Source organism: Streptomyces sp. 35G-GA-8 (assembly GCF_023534745.1).
Classification (GTDB): Bacteria; Actinomycetota; Actinomycetes; order Streptomycetales; family Streptomycetaceae; genus Streptomyces.
In genome coordinates this window covers 50,497-68,324 of the sequence record NZ_JAMHJQ010000007.1, presented here as the reverse complement: position 1 = coordinate 68,324, position 17,828 = coordinate 50,497, and the positions used below count along the sequence as shown (strand labels likewise).

Annotated in this window: 14 protein-coding genes, 1 pseudogene and 1 riboswitch; of the genes and pseudogenes, 5 read left to right on the top strand and 10 right to left on the bottom strand. The window is 73.5% G+C overall.

The window, feature by feature from the left end:
• The first annotated feature begins 194 nt into the window (after positions 1–194).
• A complete protein-coding gene (locus M1203_RS17120; protein ID WP_249950592.1) occupies positions 195–1,124 on the top strand; it encodes an SCO1860 family LAETG-anchored protein in 930 nt (309 codons plus the stop codon).
• Positions 1,125–1,236: 112 nt separating this feature from the next.
• Here M1203_RS17120 and M1203_RS17115 read toward each other — a convergent pair whose 3' ends face one another.
• The 3 genes and pseudogenes from M1203_RS17115 to M1203_RS17105 all read right to left on the bottom strand — a co-directional run.
• Complete coding sequence (locus tag M1203_RS17115) at positions 1,237–2,340, bottom strand: DUF4037 domain-containing protein (RefSeq protein WP_249950591.1); 1,104 nt, start codon at positions 2,338–2,340, stop codon at positions 1,237–1,239.
• A 121-nt stretch (positions 2,341–2,461) separates the two neighbouring features.
• The gene (gene cobC / locus M1203_RS17110) at positions 2,462–3,520 is read right to left on the bottom strand and encodes an Rv2231c family pyridoxal phosphate-dependent protein CobC (protein WP_249950590.1); all 1,059 of its coding nucleotides are present in this window, start codon (positions 3,518–3,520) and stop codon (positions 2,462–2,464) included.
• A 296-nt stretch (positions 3,521–3,816) separates the two neighbouring features.
• Positions 3,817–4,224: pseudogene (locus tag M1203_RS17105) on the bottom strand (cobalamin biosynthesis protein); the annotation flags it as partial.
• A gap of 99 nt (positions 4,225–4,323) precedes the next feature.
• Between M1203_RS17105 and M1203_RS17100 the strand changes: the two are divergent.
• Complete coding sequence (locus tag M1203_RS17100; protein ID WP_249950589.1) at positions 4,324–5,070, top strand: ZIP family metal transporter; 747 nt, start codon at positions 4,324–4,326, stop codon at positions 5,068–5,070.
• 116 nt (positions 5,071–5,186) lie between these two features.
• Here M1203_RS17100 and M1203_RS17095 read toward each other — a convergent pair whose 3' ends face one another.
• The 7 genes from M1203_RS17095 to M1203_RS17065 form a co-directional block, all read right to left on the bottom strand.
• Entirely contained in the window at positions 5,187–6,626 is a 1,440-nt protein-coding gene (locus M1203_RS17095) for a cobyrinate a,c-diamide synthase (protein ID WP_249950588.1), read from the bottom strand.
• 7 nt (positions 6,627–6,633) lie between these two features.
• Positions 6,634–7,233 carry a cob(I)yrinic acid a,c-diamide adenosyltransferase gene (gene cobO, locus M1203_RS17090; RefSeq protein ID WP_249950587.1) on the bottom strand — a complete coding sequence of 200 codons (600 nt, stop codon included), beginning with the start codon at positions 7,231–7,233 and terminating at the stop codon, positions 6,634–6,636.
• Entirely contained in the window at positions 7,233–9,401 is a 2,169-nt protein-coding gene (locus tag M1203_RS17085; protein ID WP_249950586.1) for a putative cobaltochelatase, read from the bottom strand. Before M1203_RS17085 ends, cobO begins: the two co-directional genes overlap by 1 nt.
• Before the next feature lie 28 nt (positions 9,402–9,429).
• Complete coding sequence (locus M1203_RS17080; protein WP_249950585.1) at positions 9,430–11,028, bottom strand: cobyric acid synthase; 1,599 nt, start codon at positions 11,026–11,028, stop codon at positions 9,430–9,432.
• Entirely contained in the window at positions 11,025–12,044 is a 1,020-nt protein-coding gene (locus M1203_RS17075; RefSeq protein ID WP_249950584.1) for a cobalamin biosynthesis protein, read from the bottom strand. The genes M1203_RS17080 and M1203_RS17075 overlap by 4 nt, the downstream gene beginning before the upstream one ends.
• Positions 12,045–12,076: 32 nt before the next feature.
• Positions 12,077–12,229: riboswitch (cobalamin riboswitch) on the bottom strand.
• A 183-nt stretch (positions 12,230–12,412) separates the two neighbouring features.
• Positions 12,413–12,640: a hypothetical protein gene (locus M1203_RS17070; protein ID WP_249950583.1), complete on the bottom strand. Its 228-nt coding sequence runs from the start codon at positions 12,638–12,640 to the stop codon at positions 12,413–12,415.
• Positions 12,641–12,671: 31 nt separating this feature from the next.
• Positions 12,672–13,955 carry an inorganic phosphate transporter gene (locus M1203_RS17065; RefSeq protein ID WP_249950582.1) on the bottom strand — a complete coding sequence of 428 codons (1,284 nt, stop codon included), beginning with the start codon at positions 13,953–13,955 and terminating at the stop codon, positions 12,672–12,674.
• A 176-nt stretch (positions 13,956–14,131) separates the two neighbouring features.
• On the opposite strand from M1203_RS17065, the gene M1203_RS17060 reads away from it, so the two are divergent.
• From M1203_RS17060 to M1203_RS17050, 3 genes are all read left to right on the top strand, one after another.
• A complete protein-coding gene (locus tag M1203_RS17060; protein WP_249950581.1) occupies positions 14,132–14,794 on the top strand; it encodes a class II aldolase/adducin family protein in 663 nt (220 codons plus the stop codon).
• Between the two features lie 93 nt (positions 14,795–14,887).
• Entirely contained in the window at positions 14,888–16,015 is a 1,128-nt protein-coding gene (locus M1203_RS17055) for a hypothetical protein (protein WP_249950580.1), read from the top strand.
• A 333-nt stretch (positions 16,016–16,348) separates the two neighbouring features.
• A complete protein-coding gene (locus M1203_RS17050) occupies positions 16,349–17,746 on the top strand; it encodes a hypothetical protein (RefSeq protein WP_374403199.1) in 1,398 nt (465 codons plus the stop codon).
• The last annotated feature ends 82 nt before the right edge of the window (positions 17,747–17,828 follow it).

The following is a 17,828-nucleotide window of genomic DNA, read 5'->3' as shown; positions in this document are numbered from 1 at the left end:
CCATGGGGCTTCGAGGAACCCATGTGCCACAAGAATCGAATATCTACCCGGAAACCCCACTTTGGAGTGAACTCGCCTCAGGTGTCTGCCGGTTCACTCTCCGTGCGTAAAGATTCCGGTGTCTCGGTCGCCGCCGCCCCGTGTCCCCGTTGGGCGGGCCGGCGACACCAAATCTCTTGTGGGGGTTCCACATCTTGAACAGCAACACCTTCCGCATGCCCGCACGTCGAGCCGCCGCCCTGATGGCCGCCGGCGCACTGACGGCGGGCCCTCTGGTCCTCGCCGCTCCGGCGCGGGCCACCGAGGGCGCGGGCGACGGGCGCGCGACCGCGGTCGTGCTCAGGACCGGCCTCGACGTGTCCCTGCTCAACAAGACCCTCAACGTGCCCCTGCGGGCCGCCCTGAACGAGGTGTCGGCGCCCGCGAACGCGGACAAGACCACCCTGAGCGTTCAGCTGGACGGGGTCGACCAGGGCAGGGCTTTCACCGTGCTGCGCGCCGACGTGGCCACCGCGAGGGCGACGGCCGACGCGCACAAGGCGGAGGGATACACCAACCTCGCCCACGCGAAGGTGCATGTGCCCGGACTGCCGCTGCTCTCGCTCATCGAGCTCCAGGAGGTCACCTCCAAGGCGGTCTGCGTGGCCGGGAAGCGGCCGGTCGCGGAGTCGGAACTGCTCGGCCAGGTGACGGTGCTCGGCAAGCGCGTCACGCTCTCCGCGGGCGGTCCCACCCGGGTCGAGGTCCCCGGTGTGGGCACCGTCACGCTCGATCTGTCGAAGACGCACACCACGTCCCGTACGGCCGCGGCCAGTGCGCTCGAACTGCGTGTGTCGATCAACCCGCTCAAGCTGAACGTCGCCGAGGTCGAGGGCACCGTCACGCTCGCCGGAGCCACCTGCGAGTCGCCGAAGGCGCCCGCGGCCACCGAGACGCCGGAACCGGAGAAGTCCGCGCCCGCGAAGGCCGATACGAAGCCCCAGACCGTTGCGGAGCCGGCCGAGGAGAACCTCGCGGAGACGGGCGGCAACTCCTCGACGCCGTATCTGGCGGGCGGCGCGGTGGCGCTGCTCGGGGCGGGCGGCGGAGCCCTGCTGCTGGCAAGGGCCGCCCGCCGACGCTGACCGCCCTCCTGCCCGCCGGCCACTGACGTCATGTCAGGTCCGGGGGATGGGGCGCGGGCGGTAACGGGGGTCGGGGGGCCGGGAGCGGGAGGCGCTTCCGGCCCCCTGGTCGCTACCCGAGCGCCCGGGTGGCGGCCCGCACCGGCCCCGTGAGGTTCAGGAGGTCGGTGCTGTCCGCCCACTGGTCCACGCTTCCCGTCAGCGGTCGCCCCCGTAGCTCAGGATCCGTGACGGTCGCCGCCAGAGCCCGCGCGAACCGCTCGGCGTGCAGCACCTGGAACGGCCGGCGGTGATAGCTCCGGCACGCGGGATCGACCGGTTCGGCGAGCCCGGAGTCGTTCTGCAGCGTGGCCACCGTCTCGTACGCCTCGCACAACGCGCGCTCCCGCTCCGGGTACCCCGCCGCCGTCAGCGCGCTCCGCAGCGAAGGGAGCAGGCCCTCGGCCACGTCCAGCCGTCCGAACGCGCTGCCCAGCCATTTGCCGTACGGCGCGTACCGCCGCTCAAGAAGCAGACACAGCCGCATGAGATCGCGCACCAGGCGGCCCGCGACCACCGCCGAGCCGAGATCGTCCCCGACCTCGGCGCAGCGCCCGACGAAAGCCTCCTGCTGCGAGATCCGCTGCCACTGACAGGCCAGCAGATGGCGCCACACCTGATCCGGGTACCAGGCCAGCCGCCGCCGCGCGGCGGTGAGCGTGCCGGGCCCGTCATGGAACACCGCGCCGCCCGTCACCTCGGCGAGCTTCTGCTGCGGCATCGCGAGCCAGTCCAGGACGGTCGGTTCGCCGGCCGTCGGATCGGCACCGGTCTCCAGCGTCAGCCAGCCGCCGACATCCTGGACGGAGACCCGGTGGTCCACCGGACCGTCCGTCAGCTCCATATGGCCGACAGGGTCGAGCGGATCGTCCTGCCGTCGGAAGTGGGTGGGCCAGCCGCGTACGTCCTTCGGTAGTCGCTCGGCCAGCAGCTGGTGGAGCCGGGGGCCGTACCGGGCCGCTTCGTCCGGCGCCAGGAACAGCTCTAGTCGGGGCCCCCATTCGTGATCGGCGGACCGCGCGGTGTCGAACCCGAGGACCTCCGAGCCGGTGCCGACCCGCGCGGCGGCGTGGCTCAGTCCGGGAAAGGCGTCATCGAGAAGCGGCCGGACGGCCTCCTCGTACAGGATCCGGGACAGCTCAAGACCGGGAAGGAAAGCGGGGTCGGCGGAGGTCATGCGATCACCTTGGCGGGCGTGCCCTCTTGGGACCAGCGATTATCGGGGGGCGCGCCTCGATGGGCCGGTATGCGGGTCGGCCGGTCGGCGGCCGACCGCCGGCCGCGTCGACCGGCCGCCGTCAGCCGATCGCCGTCAGGGCCTGGTCCAGGGCCTGGAGGAAACGGTTCGTCGTGGCGCGGTCGCGGACCGCGAGCCGTAGCCAGTCGCGGTCGAGGCCCGGGAAGGTGTCGCCGCGTCGGGCGGCGAAGCCCAGCGTGCGCAGCCTGGCCCGCACCGCGTCCGCGCGCTTCACCCGGATCAGCACGAACGGGCCCTCCGCCGCCTCCACCGCCCGCACCTCCTCGAACTCCGCCAGCCCGGCCAGCAGATGCGCGCGCTCCACCGCGATCCGGCACGCCGCCTGCTCGGCCTCCGCGAGCGCGGCAGGGGACATGCACGCCTCCGCCGCCGCCAGCGCGGGCGTCGAGACCGGCCACAGCGGCTGTGCGCGCTCCAGCGCCGCGACCGTGCCCGGCTCGGCCAGCACATAGCCGATCCGCAGCCCCGCCAGGCCCCAGGTCTTGGTGAGGCTGCGCAGTACGACGAGCCCCGGCACGTCCACGCGCCCGGCCAGTGCCTCCGGCTCGCCCGGCACCGCGTCCATGAACGCCTCGTCCACCACCAGCGTCCGGCCGGGTCGGGCCAGCTTCGCGATCACCTCGGCCGGATGGAGCACGGACGTCGGATTGGTCGGATTCCCGAGCACCACCAGATCCGCGTCCTCGGGCACGGCCTCCGGATCCAGCCGGAAGCCGTCCGCCGCGCTCAGCAGCACCCGCCGCACCGCGTGCCCCGCGTCCCGCAGCGCCGCCTCCGGCTCGGTGAACTGCGGATGGACCACCACGGGCCGACGGGCCGGCAGCGCGCGGGCCAGCAGCACGAACGCCTCCGCCGCCCCCGCCGTCAGCAGCACCCGCTCGACCGGCAGTCCGTGCCGCGCCGCGACCGCCGCGCGGGCCGCCCGCCCGTCGGGATACGCCGCGAGCCCGGTCAGCGAGTCGGCGATGCGCGCGCGCAGCCAGTCCGGGGGGGTGCCCGTACGCACATTGACCGCGAGATCGATCAGCCCGGCGGCTCCGTCCCGCACCTCGGCATCGCCGTGATGGCGCAGGTCATGGCTGTCAGCGCGCGTAGACATGGCAGTCATGGAGGTCGCGGCCGGATATGGCCTCCGGCGTGTGGGGCGGGGCCGACGACAGCCAGGTAGGGGAAGGCGCAAGCCGGGAAAGCGCCCACCGGGGACGCGCCGGCCAGGGGCGCGATCGCGATCCCCGCTGCCGGGACATCACTCCCCGACTGTTCTCGATGGGCTGGACAACGCGGATCACCGGGCTCCTTTCCCCTTCTCCCGCCACCGGTTCCCCGGGACGTCACCACACGGTCCGCGCGCTGCCGCGAGGCCGCCGCACTCTACCGTCAACACCGACATCATTTCCGCCCCGGCCGGTTCCACTCCGACTGGCTCCTATCCGCCACGGCACAGGTGACCGACGCCGGCCCGGCGCCGGATTCCGACTTCCGTTTCGGTACGAGGAGTTCGCCCCCGCACACGAGCGCCGCGGCCTCGGCGACGGACGGCGTCCCCACCGCCGCCAGCGGCGCACCGGACGGGTTCGGTACGGCGACCGCGGCCAGCAGCTCGGCCGGGTATCCCCTCAGGGGGACGCCGAGCCGCGCCGCCGCCCCGGCGATCCCCGCCTCACCGACCCTGCTCTCGACCGTGGCAACCTCGACCAGGTAGCGCGGCGAGAGCCCGGCGTCGCGCAGCGCGGTCTCGATCAGCCCGAGTACGTCCGTCACGGACACCCCGGAGCGCGCGCCCACCCCCACCACAAGCGCGGGCCCCGGCTCGCTCCTCGCCGCTTCCGGCTCACTCCCCGCGGTTCCCGGCCCGCTCCCCGGATGTGCGAAGTACCCGTCCGATCGGCTATGCAAGGGCCCATGGCGGTGTTCGTCGCGCTCGGCGCGTTCCTCATGACGCTGTTCGGCGGCTGGGCGGCGCAGCGCGTCACCGACCGCCGCCATCTCGTGCTGGGCCTGGCCGGGGGGCTGATGCTCGGCGTGGTCGGACTGGATCTGCTGCCGGAGGCCATACACGCGGCGGGCGGCGAGATCCTGGGGGTGCCCCAGGCGCTGCTGCTGTTCGTCGGCGGCTTTCTCGTAGCCCATCTGGTGGAACGCCTGCTCGCCGTACGCCGCGCGTCCCACGGCGGCGACCCGCACGGCTCCGGCCTCCGGCCTGGCGAGCGGGTGCCCCAGGTGGGGCTGACGGCCGCGGCGGCCATGGTGGGGCACAGCCTGATGGACGGCATCGCGCTCGGCGCGGCCTTCCAGGTCGGCGGCGGCATGGGCATCGCCATCGCCCTCGCCGTCATCGCCCATGACTTCGCCGACGGCTTCAACACGTACACGATCACCAGCCTGTACGGGAACGACCGGCGCAAGGCGATCACGATGCTGGTCGCGGACGCGATCGCGCCGGTGCTCGGCGCGGCGTCCACCCTGCTGTTCACCCTCCCGGCCGAAGCGCTCGGCAGCTACCTCGGCTTCTTCGGCGGCGTCCTGCTCTATCTCGCCGCCGCCGAGATCCTGCCCGAGGCGCACCACGACCATCCGGCGCGCTCCACGCTGCTCTGCACGGTCCTCGGTGTGGGCTTCATCTGGGCGGTGGTCGGCGTGGCCGACTGACCCGGGGCGCGCGCTCCCCCCGGGCCCGTCCGTCACGCCGTACCTCTCTTCACGAACATCTCGCAGCTCACGCACGTCTCGCGGCTCATGACCATCTCTCAGCTCACGAACATCTCTCAGCGAACCGCCGCGCATCTCTCGACGAACCTCCGCGCCAGCTCCGGCGCCGCCGCCCAGTGCGTATGCAGATAGCTGGCGTGCACGCCCTGTTGAACGAACCCCTCCACCCGGCGCTCCGGATGCACCACGCCCCACGCCGGAGCCGCCCCGGCGCCCGGCTCCAGCACGGTCCGGTGGAACTCATGCCCCCGTACGCGCGTACCGGCCCTCGCCAGCGCGCTGTCGCCGACGGCCACCGCCTCCCGGTAGCCCAGCGTCAGCCGCCCCGACATCCGTGCGTCGGCCGCCAGGACCCCGCACATCGGCGCCCCGTCCAGGGAGCGCGCCAGATACAGCAGCCCGGCGCATTCGGCGGCCACCGGCGCGCCGGAGTGCGCCAGCTCCGCCACGGCCTTGCGCAGCGGCTCGTTGGCGGACAGCTCCGGCGCGTAGACCTCGGGGAACCCGCCGCCGATCACCAGCCCCCCGGTGCCTTCCGGAAGTTGCTCGTCCCGCAGTGGATCGAACGGGACGACGTCCGCGCCCGCGGCCGTCAGCAGCTCGGTGTGCTCCGCGTACGAGAAGGTGAAGGCGGACCCGCCCGCCATCGCGATCACCGGCCGACCGGCGCCCGTCGCGGGGACGACCGGCTCGACCGCCGGCTCCCACGGCGTCACATCGAGCGCCGGCGCACTGCGCGCGAGCGCCAGCAGCGCCTCCAGATCGCATCCCGCCCGCACCCGCGCGGCCAGCTCCCGCATCGATCCGACCGCCTCAGCGCGCCGCTCCGCGACCGGTACCAGACCCAGATGGCGCGAGGGCGCGGTGACCCCGTCCGCGCGCCGCAGCACGCCCATGACCGGCACGCCCGACTCGTCCAGCGCGTCGCGCAGCAGCCGTTCATGCCGGTCGGTGGCGACCTTGTTGAGGATCACCCCGCCGATCCGCACCTCCGGATCCCAGGAGGCGAAGCCATGCACCAGCGCCGCCACCGAACGCGACTGCGACGAGGCGTCCACCACCAGGACCACCGGCGCGCGCAGCAGTTTCGACACCTGCGCGGTGGAGGCCAGTTCGCCCTGGCCCGACGCGCCGTCGTAGAGCCCCATCACGCCCTCGACGACGGCCAGGTCACAGCCCGCCGCGCCATGCGCGAACAGCGGCCCGATCAGGGCGGGACCGCACATGTACGCGTCGAGATTGCGGCCCGGCCGGGCACGGGCGGCCGATCCCGCCGCGCCGGACCTTCCTGCCGCGCCGGACCCTCCCGCCGCCCCGGACGCCCCTTGGGACACGGCCAGCGCGTGATAGCCCGGGTCGATGTAATCGGGCCCGACCTTGTGCGGGGACACGGCCAGACCGCGCTCCGAGAACGCGGCCATCAGCCCCGTCGCGACCGTGGTCTTGCCGCTCCCGGAGGCGGGTGCGGCGATGACCAGCCGCGGGACGTTCACCATGGGACGTTCACCACTCGATGCCCCTCTGGCCCTTCTGACCCGCGTCCATCGGATGCTTGACCTTCGTCATCTCCGTCACGAGGTCCGCGAAGTCCATCAGCTTCTCCGGGGCGTTGCGCCCGGTGATCACCACATGCTGGGTGCCGGGGCGCTCGCGCAGCACCTCGATCACCTCGTCGGTGTCCACCCACCCCCAGTGCAGCGGATAGGCGAACTCGTCCAGCACGTAGAGCTTGTGCGTCTCGGCCGCCAGATCGCGCTTGACCTGCTCCCAGCCCTCGCGCGCCGCCTCCTCGTTGGAGTACTGCGCGTCGCGCTGCACCCAGGACCAGCCCTCGCCCATCTTGTGCCAGGCGACCGGACCGCCCTCGCCGCTCGCCCCCAGCACCTTCAGCGCCCGTTCCTCGCCGACCTTCCACTTCGCGGACTTCACGAACTGGAACACCCCGACAGGCCACCCCTGCGTCCAGGCGCGCAGCGCGAGCCCGAACGCCGCCGTCGACTTGCCCTTGCCGGTGCCCGTATGGACGAGCACGAGTGGACGGTTACGGCGCTGGCGGGTGGTGAGCCCGTCGTCCGGTACGGATTCCGGCTGTCCCTGTGGCATTAAGCGGCCCTCCTGGGTCGTCCGTCGTGTGCCTGTGCCCGCTGTACATCCCGCACATCCCGCTGTACGTCCCTGACCAGACCGGCGATGCTGTCCGCGCGCAGTTCGTCGAGCGTGATGGCCGTACCCGCCAGCGCCGCGGCGAGCGACGCGGCCAGACCGAGCCGTACCGGACCCGACTCGCAGTCCACGACCACCGACGCCGTTCCCTCCGAGGCGTGCAGCCGCGCCGCGCGCGCCGCCAGCGCCACCGGGTCCGCGCCGCCCGCGGTCCGTGCGCCGCCCGCCGGCCGCGCCCCGGTCGCCCGTCCGTCCGTCACCACGAGCAGCAGCGGACGGCGCGCCGGATCCCGCATCCGCTCCACCCGCAGGACGTCATGCGCCTTGAGCAGCCCGGCGGCGAGCGGCGTACGCCCGCCCGTCGGCAGCGACTCCAGCCGGGCCGCCGCCGCGTCCACCGAGGAGGTGGGCGGCAGCGCCACCTCCGCCTCCGTGCCCCGGAAGGTGATCAGACCGACCTTGTCGCGCCGCTGGTAGGCGTCCAGCAGCAGCGAGAGCACCGCGCCCTTCACCGCGCTCATCCGCCGCCTGGCCGCCATCGAGCCCGACGCGTCGACCACGAACAGCACGAGATTCCCCTCGCGCCCCTCCCGTGTCGCCTGCCGCAGATCGTCCTTGCGCACCACCAGACCCGGACCGCTGCGCCCGCGCGCCCGCTGGTGCGGCGCCGCCGCCTGGACGGTCGCCGCCAGATGCAGTTTGGTGAGCGCGCCCCCGGGCCGCCGGGACCCGGTCGTCCTGCCGAGCTCGGTGCGGGCCCGGGAGCGCCGGCCTGCCGCGCCCTCGCCCAGGCCCGGCACGCTCAGCGTCTTCGTGCGGAACGGCTCGGTGGCCCGTACGGCGGACTGCTCACCGGCCCCGGCGCGGCGCGGCTGTCCCTGGGGCTCGGGCTCCGCCTCCGCGGGCGTGTCGTCCGGCCCCGACCCGGACTCGGGCGGTGTGTCGGACCCCTCGGACCCCTGGGACCCCTCGGGGCCGTTCGAGCCCTCGGGACCCTCCGGACTCTCCGGACTGTCCGGACCGGACTGCGGCGGGACGCCACCGCCACCGCCGGGCCCGTCAGGACCGGGGTCGTCGTCCCCGCCGTCGCCGTCCTCGCCCTTGAACTCGTCCAGCGTGTCGTCGAGCTTGTCCTCGTCGAGCCCCGGCGCGTCGAAGGGGTTGCGGCGCCGCCGGTGCGGCAGCGCCAGCAGCGCGGCCTGCCGTACGTCCTCGGCGAGTACGTCGGTACGCCCCGCCCAGGCGGCCAGCGCCGTCGCGGTCCGCGCCATCACGATGTCCGCCCGCATCCCGTCCACCTCGAACGCGGCGCAGGTCGCGGCTATCCGCAGCAGCGCCCCGTCCCCGAGCCGCACCTGCGGCAGCAGCGCACGCGCGGCGACGATCCGCTCCCGCAGCGCGGTCTCCTCCTCGGCCCAGCGCGCCGCGAAGCCGGCCGGATCGTCGTCGTACGCCAGCCGCCGCCGTACGACCTCCACCCGCAGCTCCGGCTCGCGCGAGGCCGCGACCTCGACGGTCAGCCCGAAGCGGTCGAGCAACTGCGGCCGCAGCTCGCCCTCCTCGGGGTTCATCGTCCCGACGAGCAGGAACCGCGCGGCGTGCCGTACGGAGACGCCCTCACGCTCGACGTACGAGGCGCCCATGGCGGCGGCGTCCAGCAGCAGGTCGACCAGGTGGTCATGGAGGAGATTGACCTCGTCGACATAGAGCACCCCTCGGTGGGCGTCCGCGAGCAGACCGGGCTCGAAGGCCTTCACGCCCTCGGACAGCGCCCGTTCGATGTCCAGCGCGCCGACGAGCCGGTCCTCCGAGGCGCCCACGGGCAGCTCGACCATCCGGGCGGGCCTCGCCACACCCGGCGCCGTCTCGTGCGGCCCGTCCGGGCACCGCTGATCGGGCGCGGCGGGATCACAGCTGAACCGGCACCCGGCGACGACCGGCACCTCCGGCAGCAGCGCGGAAAGCGCCCGTACGGCCGTGGACTTGGCCGTCCCCTTCTCACCCCGGACGAGCACACCGCCCACGGCGGGGCTCACCGCGTTGAGCAACAGGGCGAGCCGCAGATCGTCCATTCCCACCACGGCGGTGAACGGAAAGGGTGTGCTCATATGCTGATCGCTCCTTCGAAGATGGTCGTCATGGCGCTCCCGGCGGAATGAAGGGCAGCCCCGCGGGCGCGCCCTCCTCGATCAGGCGCATCAGCGCGTCCGTGTCCGCGTGCTCCTCGATGAGGTCACCGAGCAGATCGAGCTGTTCCTCCCGCAACACGCCGAAGCTCGTGTCGGGCGCGGGAACGAAACGCCGGCCCGCCGTCCGCGCCACCTCCGTCAGGAACCGCCGCCGGAACGCGTCGCTCTCCAGCGCCCCGTGCCAGTGCGTGCCCGTGACGGCCCCCACCCGGCAGCCGTCCAGCGCGCTCCCGTCCGCGTCGGAGACAAACGCGTCGCCTCCCCGTACCTCCGCGACGCCGTGATGGATCTCGTACCCCTCCACCGCCTCACCGAGGGCCAGGCCCACCGGTCGGGCGAGGGTCTTCTCGCGGGCGAACCGCACCCGTACGGGCAGCAGCCCGAGACCGGGCACCGCGCCCGCCCGGGACTCCACCTCGTCGTCGATGTGCTCGCCCAGGATCTGGTAGCCGCCGCAGATCCCCAGTACGGGACGCCCCTCGGCGGCCCGCGCGGCGAGCGCGTCGGCGAGTCCGCGCGCGCGCAGCCACGCCAGCGCCCTGACCGTGCCGCGCGTGCCCGGCACCACCACGAGATCGGCGTCGGCCAGCTCCTCGGGCCGGTCCACGAACCGCACGACGACCCCCGGCTCCGCCGCCAGCGCGTCCACATCGGTGAAGTTGGACATCAGAGGCACGGCGCAGACCGCGACCCGCAGCACGTCCTCGCCGTACGGGGGAGTCGCCGGGGACTCGCGTACGGCGCCGCGCAGCGAGACGCGCAGTCCGTCCTCCTCGTCGATGCCCAGACCGTGCCGGAACGGCAGCACGCCGAGCGTGGCCCGCCCCGTGAGCCCGCGCAGCATCTCAAGACCCGGTTCGAGCAGCGAGACATCGCCCCGGAACTTATTGACCAGATAGCCCGCGATCAGCTCCTGGTCCTCGGGCGACAGCAGCGCGGTCGTCCCGAAGAACGAGGCGAAGACGCCGCCCCGGTCGATGTCCCCGACCACCACCACCGGCAGCCGCGCGGCCCGCGCGATGCCCATGTTCACGATGTCGGTACGGCGCAGATTGATCTCCGCGGGACTGCCCGCCCCTTCGCAGATCACGGCGTCGTACGTGCCGCGCAGCCGCTCCAGACACTCCAGGACGGGCCCGAGCAGGGCTTCCCGCCCATGCGGAGTCGCCTCGGGGGACGCGTCGCCCGATCGTGGCCCCGCCGCGGGCCCGGACCCGAAGTAACCCCGGGCGCTCATCTCGCCCACGGGCCGCCCCATCAGCACCACTTGGCTGCTGCGGTCACCGCCGGGCTTCAGCAGGACCGGGTTCATCAGCGCCGTCGGCTCGACCCGGGCCGCCTGCGCCTGCATCGCCTGGGCCCGTCCGATCTCCGCGCCCTCGCGTGTCACGAACGAGTTCAGCGACATGTTCTGCCCCTTGAAGGGCGCGACCTTCACCCCACGGCGCACCAGCCAGCGGCAGATCCCCGCCGTGACCACGCTCTTGCCCGCGTCGGAGGTCGTGCCGGCTATCAGCAGCCCTCCGCCGCGCCCGCCCCGGCTCATCCACGTCCCTTTCCCGCGCCTGTCGTACGGCGTATCGCGCCGAATCCGAACCGGCCCGCCACACAGACCGCGAGAGCGGCCCCGGTCACCCGGCGCGACAGCCGTACGGCCCGCTCGATGTCCGCGACCCCGGCGGGCCGCCCCCCACCGTTCAGTACGGGCCGGTGCTCCACCCGTCCGCCGTACGCGAGCGTCCCGCCGAGACGTACGCCCAGCGCGCCGGCGAACGACGCCTCCACGGGGCCCGCGTTGGGGCTCGGATGCCGGCGCGCGTCCTGCCGTACCGCCCGCAGGGCCGCGCGTGGATCGCCGCCGACCGCTCCGGCCAGCGCCCCGGCGAGCACGGCCGTCAGCCGGGCGCCCGGCCATCCCACGACATCGTCGAGCCGGGCCGAGGCCCAGCCGAACCGGCGGTAACGGGGCGAGAGATGACCCACCATCGCGTCCAGCGTGTTCACGGCGCGGAATCCGGCGAGCCCCGGCACGCCCGCCACCGCGCCCCACACCAGCGCGCCCACCACGGCGTCGGAGGTGTTCTCGGCGACCGACTCCACCACGGCCCGCGCGATCTGCTGTCCGTCCAGCGCCTGCGGGTCACGGCCGCACAGATGCGGCAGCCGCTCCCTGGCCCGTTCGACGTCGCCGGCGGCGAGCGCCGCGCCGATGGCCCGTGCCTCCCGCCCCAGTGAAGTGCCGCCGACCACCGCCCAGGTGGCGGCGGCGGTCAGTGCCACGGAGGCGGTGCGTCGGTCCCGTACGCCCCGGGCGGCCAGCGCCGCGATCCCGGCGGCTCCTCCGGCGCAGACCGCGGTGTGCAGCGCGCCCCAGCCCCGGTGGTCACGCCACAGCGTCCGCTCGACGGCCGTCGCCGCCCGGCCGAACGCGGCGACGGGATGGCCCCGGCGCGGATCGCCGAACAACTGGTCGCCCAGGAGACCCACGGCGGCGCCGTAGGCGAAAACACGCTCGGCGGCCCGACCTCGGCCGCGCACGACGGCCGAACGGCGGCCAGGCATGGCGAAATGTCCTCACTCAGGGTCCGCGCCCCGGCTCGACGTGATGCGGCGGCGAGAGTTCCTGGCTCCTGGAGACATGGCTCGCAGTGACAGTGGCGGGACCGCGCCGGATTCGCACCGGCTTCCTCTTCTGCCGTCGCCCGGGTCCTGTCCGGCCGGACAGGACCCCAATGGCCCCGGAAGTCCACCACGCAGCGCAAACACCCGTCAACTCATCCCTGACCAGCGACGGGACAGTGTGCCGAGCCCCACACGGCACGCCCGTCCCGTGGGCAACACCGAACCGGCCCCGGCGCGTGACGGACGCGCCGGGGCCGGCCGGGGTGTGGTGGTCCTGGTGTTCCGGTCGCCCGGTCACCGCTCGCCGGTCAGGCGACGATCAGATAGATCCCGTACGTGACGGCCGCCACGCAGAGCGCGAAGCAGGCGTACGCGCCCGTGCGGGCCAGCGCCACGGAGCCGGTCGCGCCCCGCGCGCTCGCCGATTCCCGCTTGGCGAGGCCCACGATGCCGAGGGTGAACAGGCCCACGAGGGCGACGGTGGCCACGAGGCTGACCCCGAAGACGGAACCGAGTGCTGCCCAGTCGATGTTCATGCGGTTTCTCTTCCTTACGCCGTGGCGGTACTTACACCGTGGCGGTCCGCGCGGGCTCGCCCGCGGGGTCCGCGGGGCCCGGGGCCGGGATGGTGGTCGACAGATCCTGCGCGGCACCGGCCGTGGGCGGCGGGGTGACGGCCGCGACGGCGTTGGTGACGACACCCGCCGGCCCGGCGCTCCCGGCGTCCTCTGCCGCGCCCGCTGCTCCGGCCCCGCTCTCGTTCACATTGGTGTGGTCGACCGGACGGCGGCGCGAGGCGAGCCAGATCGCCCCGGAGATCCCGATGAGCAGGACGGCGACGACCGCGATGCCCCAGGTGCCCTGGCCGGTGAGGAACTCGGCCCCGGCGGCGACCAGGCCCGCGGCGGGCAGCGTGAGCCCCCAGGCGATGAACATCCGGGTGGCGGTCGACCAGCGGACCACACCGCCCTTGCGGCCGAGGCCCGCGCCCATCACGGCGCCGGAGCACGACTGGGTGGTGGAGAGCGAGAAGCCCAGATGCGAGGAGGCCAGGATGACGGTGGCGGCACTGGTCTGGGCGGCGAAGCCCTGCTGCGGGCGGAGATCGGTGAGGCCGGTGCCCATGGTGCGGATGATGCGCCAGCCGCCGAGATACGTACCGAGCGCGATCGCCAGTCCGGCGGAGACGATCACCCACATCGGGGGGTTGGAGCCGGGGGCGAGGACGCCGCCGGTGACCAGCGCGAGGGTGATGACGCCCATGGTCTTCTGCGCGTCGTTGGTGCCGTGGGCGAGGGAGACGAGCCCGGCGGAGGCGATCTGCCCGGCGCGGTAGCCCTTGGCGGTCGCCTTGTCGTCCGTACGGCGGCCGATGCGGTACGTGAGCCTCGTCGCGAGCAGCGCCGCGAGACCGGCGACGACCGGCGCGGCGAGCGCGGGGATCAGCACCTTCGTGATGACGACGCCGCCGTTGACCCCGGAGGTGCCGACCGACATCAGGGTGGCGCCGATCAGGCCGCCGAAGAGTGCGTGGGAGGAGCTCGACGGCAGGCCGAGCAGCCAGGTGAAGAGATTCCACAGGATCGCGCCGACGAGCGCCGCGAAGATCACTTCTGTTCTGATGCCCTGTTCATTGATGAGTCCGCCGGAGATCGTCTTGGCGACCTCCACGGACAGGAACGCGCCGACGAGATTCAGGACGGCGGACATGCCCACCGCGACCTTGGGCTTGAGTGCCCCGGTCGAGATGGTTGTCGCCATCGCGTTCGCGGTGTCGTGGAAGCCGTTCGTGAAATCGAACACGAGAGCCGTCACGATCACGATCGCGAGCAGCAGCGTGATGTGTTCCATTGACCCAGGACCCAGGCAATCTTTTGACGTCAGTGGCCTCGGTGAACGTAGGGAGTCTTGGTAAACGGAAGATGAACTAGGCTCGTCTTTGCGGTGTCCCCATGTGTGGAGAAATCGCCCACCTGTTCTGGTGAAGGGCCCTGCGCGCCGCTGTATCCGCCTGACAGGATTCTCTTATGACTGATCAGCAGAACCAGGACGCGATAGCCGGGGCCTGGCGTGAACTCGTCGCGACCGCCCGGAGAACAGCAGGTGAAGGGCTTGTCGTCGGCACATCCGGCAATGTGTCGGTACGGATCGGCGAGCTGATCCTCGTCACGCCGAGCGGAGTCCCGTACGACCAGCTCACCGCCGAGGACACCGTCGGCGTCGATCTGGAGGGCCGTCAGGTCCTCGGAGAATTCACCCCGACGAGTGAGCTGCCGCTGCACCTCGCCGTTTACCGGAACACCTCCGCGACGGCCCTGGTGCACACCCACGCGGTGCACGCCACCGCCGTCTCCACTCTCGTCCCCGAACTGCCCCTGATCCACTACATGGCGGCGGCCCTCGGCGGCGCGGTCCGGGTCGCCCCCTACGCGCTCTACGGCTCGGACGAACTGGCCGCCCATATGCTCCACGCCCTGCGCGACCGCAACGCCTGTCTGCTTCAGAACCACGGCACCGTCGCCTACGGCGACAGCCTCGCCCAGGCCTACGACCGCACGGCCCAGCTGGAGTGGATGTGCCGGCTCTGGCTCACCGCGAGCTCGCTGCCCGGCCGCACTCCCACGCTGCTGACCGAGGCCCAGCTCGACGAGGTCGGACAGCGGTTGAAGGGGTATGGACAGCGCGGCTGACCAGCGCTTTCGGCGCGGCGTTCGGCAGCGAACCGGCACTCCGACGGACGCCGCCGGCTGGCCGAGCCCGGCGGGGGTGACCACACTGAGAACGTGCGCCCCGCCAAAGCGACGGCAGCGGCCGTCTCCACACTGATCGGCGTCGGCGCGGCCGCGTTCGCGGCCGGCCGGTACGCGGGCGACGCCGCGCTCAAGACGCCACCGGGCCGTCCGCTGCCGGGCGACCCCCGGCTCACCGTGCACGCCACGGCCGCCGGACAGATCACGCTGACCCGCTGTCTCGCCTCCCTGCGCCCCGGTACGTACGGGATCGAGGGCCCCGGCGTGCACGCCGTCGTCGGGCCCGTTCTCGACGAGGTGGAGCACGCCGCGGACACCGTGGTGCGCCGGCTGGAGCGGGTCGGCCACGGCTCGCTCGTCCCCGGCTCCCGCGTACGCCTCACCCCGCAGGTCCACAGCGGCGATCCCACCTCCGCGCTCGGCCTCGACCACAAGGACGTGACGATCCCGGGCGAACTCGGGCCCCTGCCCGCCTGGTTCGTGCCCGGGGTGCGCGACACCTGGGTGATCACCGCACATGGCCTCGGCACCACCCGCGAGCACCCCATGAACATCATGGAGTTCCTGGCGGAACAGGAACTTCCGGTACTTGACCTCGCCTATCGCGGAGATCCCGGGGCGCCCCGCTCCCCGGACGGCCTCGGCCACCTCGGCGAGTCCGAATGGCGCGACCTCGACGCGGCGATCCGCTACGCCGTCCGGTACGGCGCCGAGCGCGTGGTGCTGCACGGCTGGTCCATCGGCGCCTCGATGGCGCTGGGCGCGGCGGCCGGCTCCGCGCTCCGCGCCCGGATCGCCGGGCTGGTCCTCGACTCGCCGGTGCTGGACTCCGAGGCCACCCTGCGAGCGCTGGCCACCGCCCGCCGTATCCCCGCGCCGCTGCTGCCGCTCGCGGTCCGGTCGGCCCAGGACCGCGCCGGAATCGACGGCGACCGGCTGCGCCAGGCCGCCGACCCTGGCAATCTGAACATCCCGACGCTGATCTTCCACGGCCCCGACGACACCCTCGCCTCCTGGGACCCCTCCCGTGAACTCGCCGCCCACCGCTCCGGTCTGATCAGCCTGCACGCCGTCGCGCACGCTCCGCACGCCGCCATGTGGAACGCGGATCCGACCGGCTACGAAGAGGTGCTCCGCCGCTTCCTCACCCCTCTGATGTAGCCCCCGATCTGATAGCCCCCGATGGCGGGCCCCGCGCGGCGCGTGGCCGTGGGGTGCCTTACGGGTGTCTGACGGATCTGTCCGGCATGCGCGGCCGTAGGGAATCCGGCGCGGCGCCCGACGCTCCGCTTCGCTTCCTTCACGCACCTTGCGACCCACCGTGTCCACCTGTCACGGAGCGCTCCACCAGCTGTCCCATACCTTTCCAACAGGCATCTTCCTTCCCCTCCGTGCCCTGCGGCACCCCCGTGGAACAGGCCCCTTCCGCCCTTCCCGTACCGCCGGAACAGGTTCCGTTTGGGCTTTCGGGCGGTCACCGGGAAGACTGCCCCCGTGACGTCCCGAAAGCCTGATGAGCAATTGGCGCGCAACTCCAGACTCCGACTCGTCCGCCCGCGGCCGTTGACCACGGCCCGACGGGCAGTGACCGATGGGCGCAGCCGGCCGGCACCCCGGCCGCCCGAGGGCACTCCGCCCCCGGCGGAGCTGGCCCGTCAGGCGAGAGCGGTCCTCGCCGACGCGGTACGGATCGCCCGCTGGGCGGCCGGCGACCGGGACCCCGGCGCGGGTCCGCTCGACGCGGCCACGGCGGAACGGGCCGCCACCGCACTGGAGTTGACGCCGGAGCAGGTGCGCGCGGGCTGGGACCGCGCCCGGCTGGCCGGACTCGTCGAGCTGCACGGCACCGCCGTACGGCCCGGCTGGCGGCTCCAGGCCTGGGACCGCGACGACAGCGCCGTCCAGCGCGGCTGGGTGGCCCTCTTCGACGCCTGGTCGCTCGTGCACCCGGCCCCCGACGATGTCGCCGCCTCCACGGTCGCCGAGGTCGTCGAGGCCGTCCCCCAGGTGCTCTCCCTCCTCCAGCTCTCCGCCGGTCCCGTGCTCGTACCGGCCCTGCTCGACCTTCTCCAGCAGCGGGTCGCCGAGCTCCACGAGGAGCGCTGCGAGGTGCCCTACGGCCCGCAGCCCGCCCCCGTCGAGCCCCCGGCGCCCGAGCCGCCCGCCGACGCCCTCCTGCCCCCGCTCCTCGACTGGGCCCTGGAAGGGCTGGCCGCCGTGGGCGCGCTGACCCTCGGGAAGGGCCAGGCCACCCTCACCCCGCTCGGCAACTGGGCGGTCTGGGTCAAGCTGGAGCAGATCTGTGTCGCCGCCCAGAGCCCCGCCGGCAATATCGAGCAGTCCGCCCAGCACATGCTGCGCGGCTGCGCCCGACTCACCCCCGGCCCCGCCCGCGCCGAATACCGCGCCTGGCTCGCCGCCCGCACCGTCGGCAGCGCGGTCACCGAACTGCTCGCCGTCGCCCGGGGAGAGGACGCCCTCCTGCGCGGGCTCGCCTTCGAAGCCCTGCGCGTCGTCGGCGCTCCCGCCGAGGGTGAGGTGCGGGCCGCCGCCAAGGACCCCTCGCTGCGCCCCTACGCCCTGCTCTGGCTCGCGGAGTACGAGGGCGCCGACCCGGAGGACGCCGCCGAGGTCCTCACCCGGGAGGAGTCCACCTGGCTCTGGGTGGACACCGCGGCGGCCGTCGCCGACCACGGCGAGAGCGATCTGCTGGTCCGTCACCTGGACTCCGCGGTGCAGGGCAATGTGCCCACGCTCCTCGACGAGGTCCGGGCCGTCGGCCACCCCCGAACCGTCCAGGTCCTGGTCGCCCTCGCCGCCGCGCATCCGGATCCCGCCCTCGCCAAGGCGGTCCGCCGGGCGGCCTTCCAGGTGCACACCGGAGGAGCCTGACCCGCCCGGCCGCGCGCCGGGCGACGGAGGCAGGGACCGGCCCCGCCGGCCCTGCCCCGGCCGCCCGGACCGCGGCAAGCGG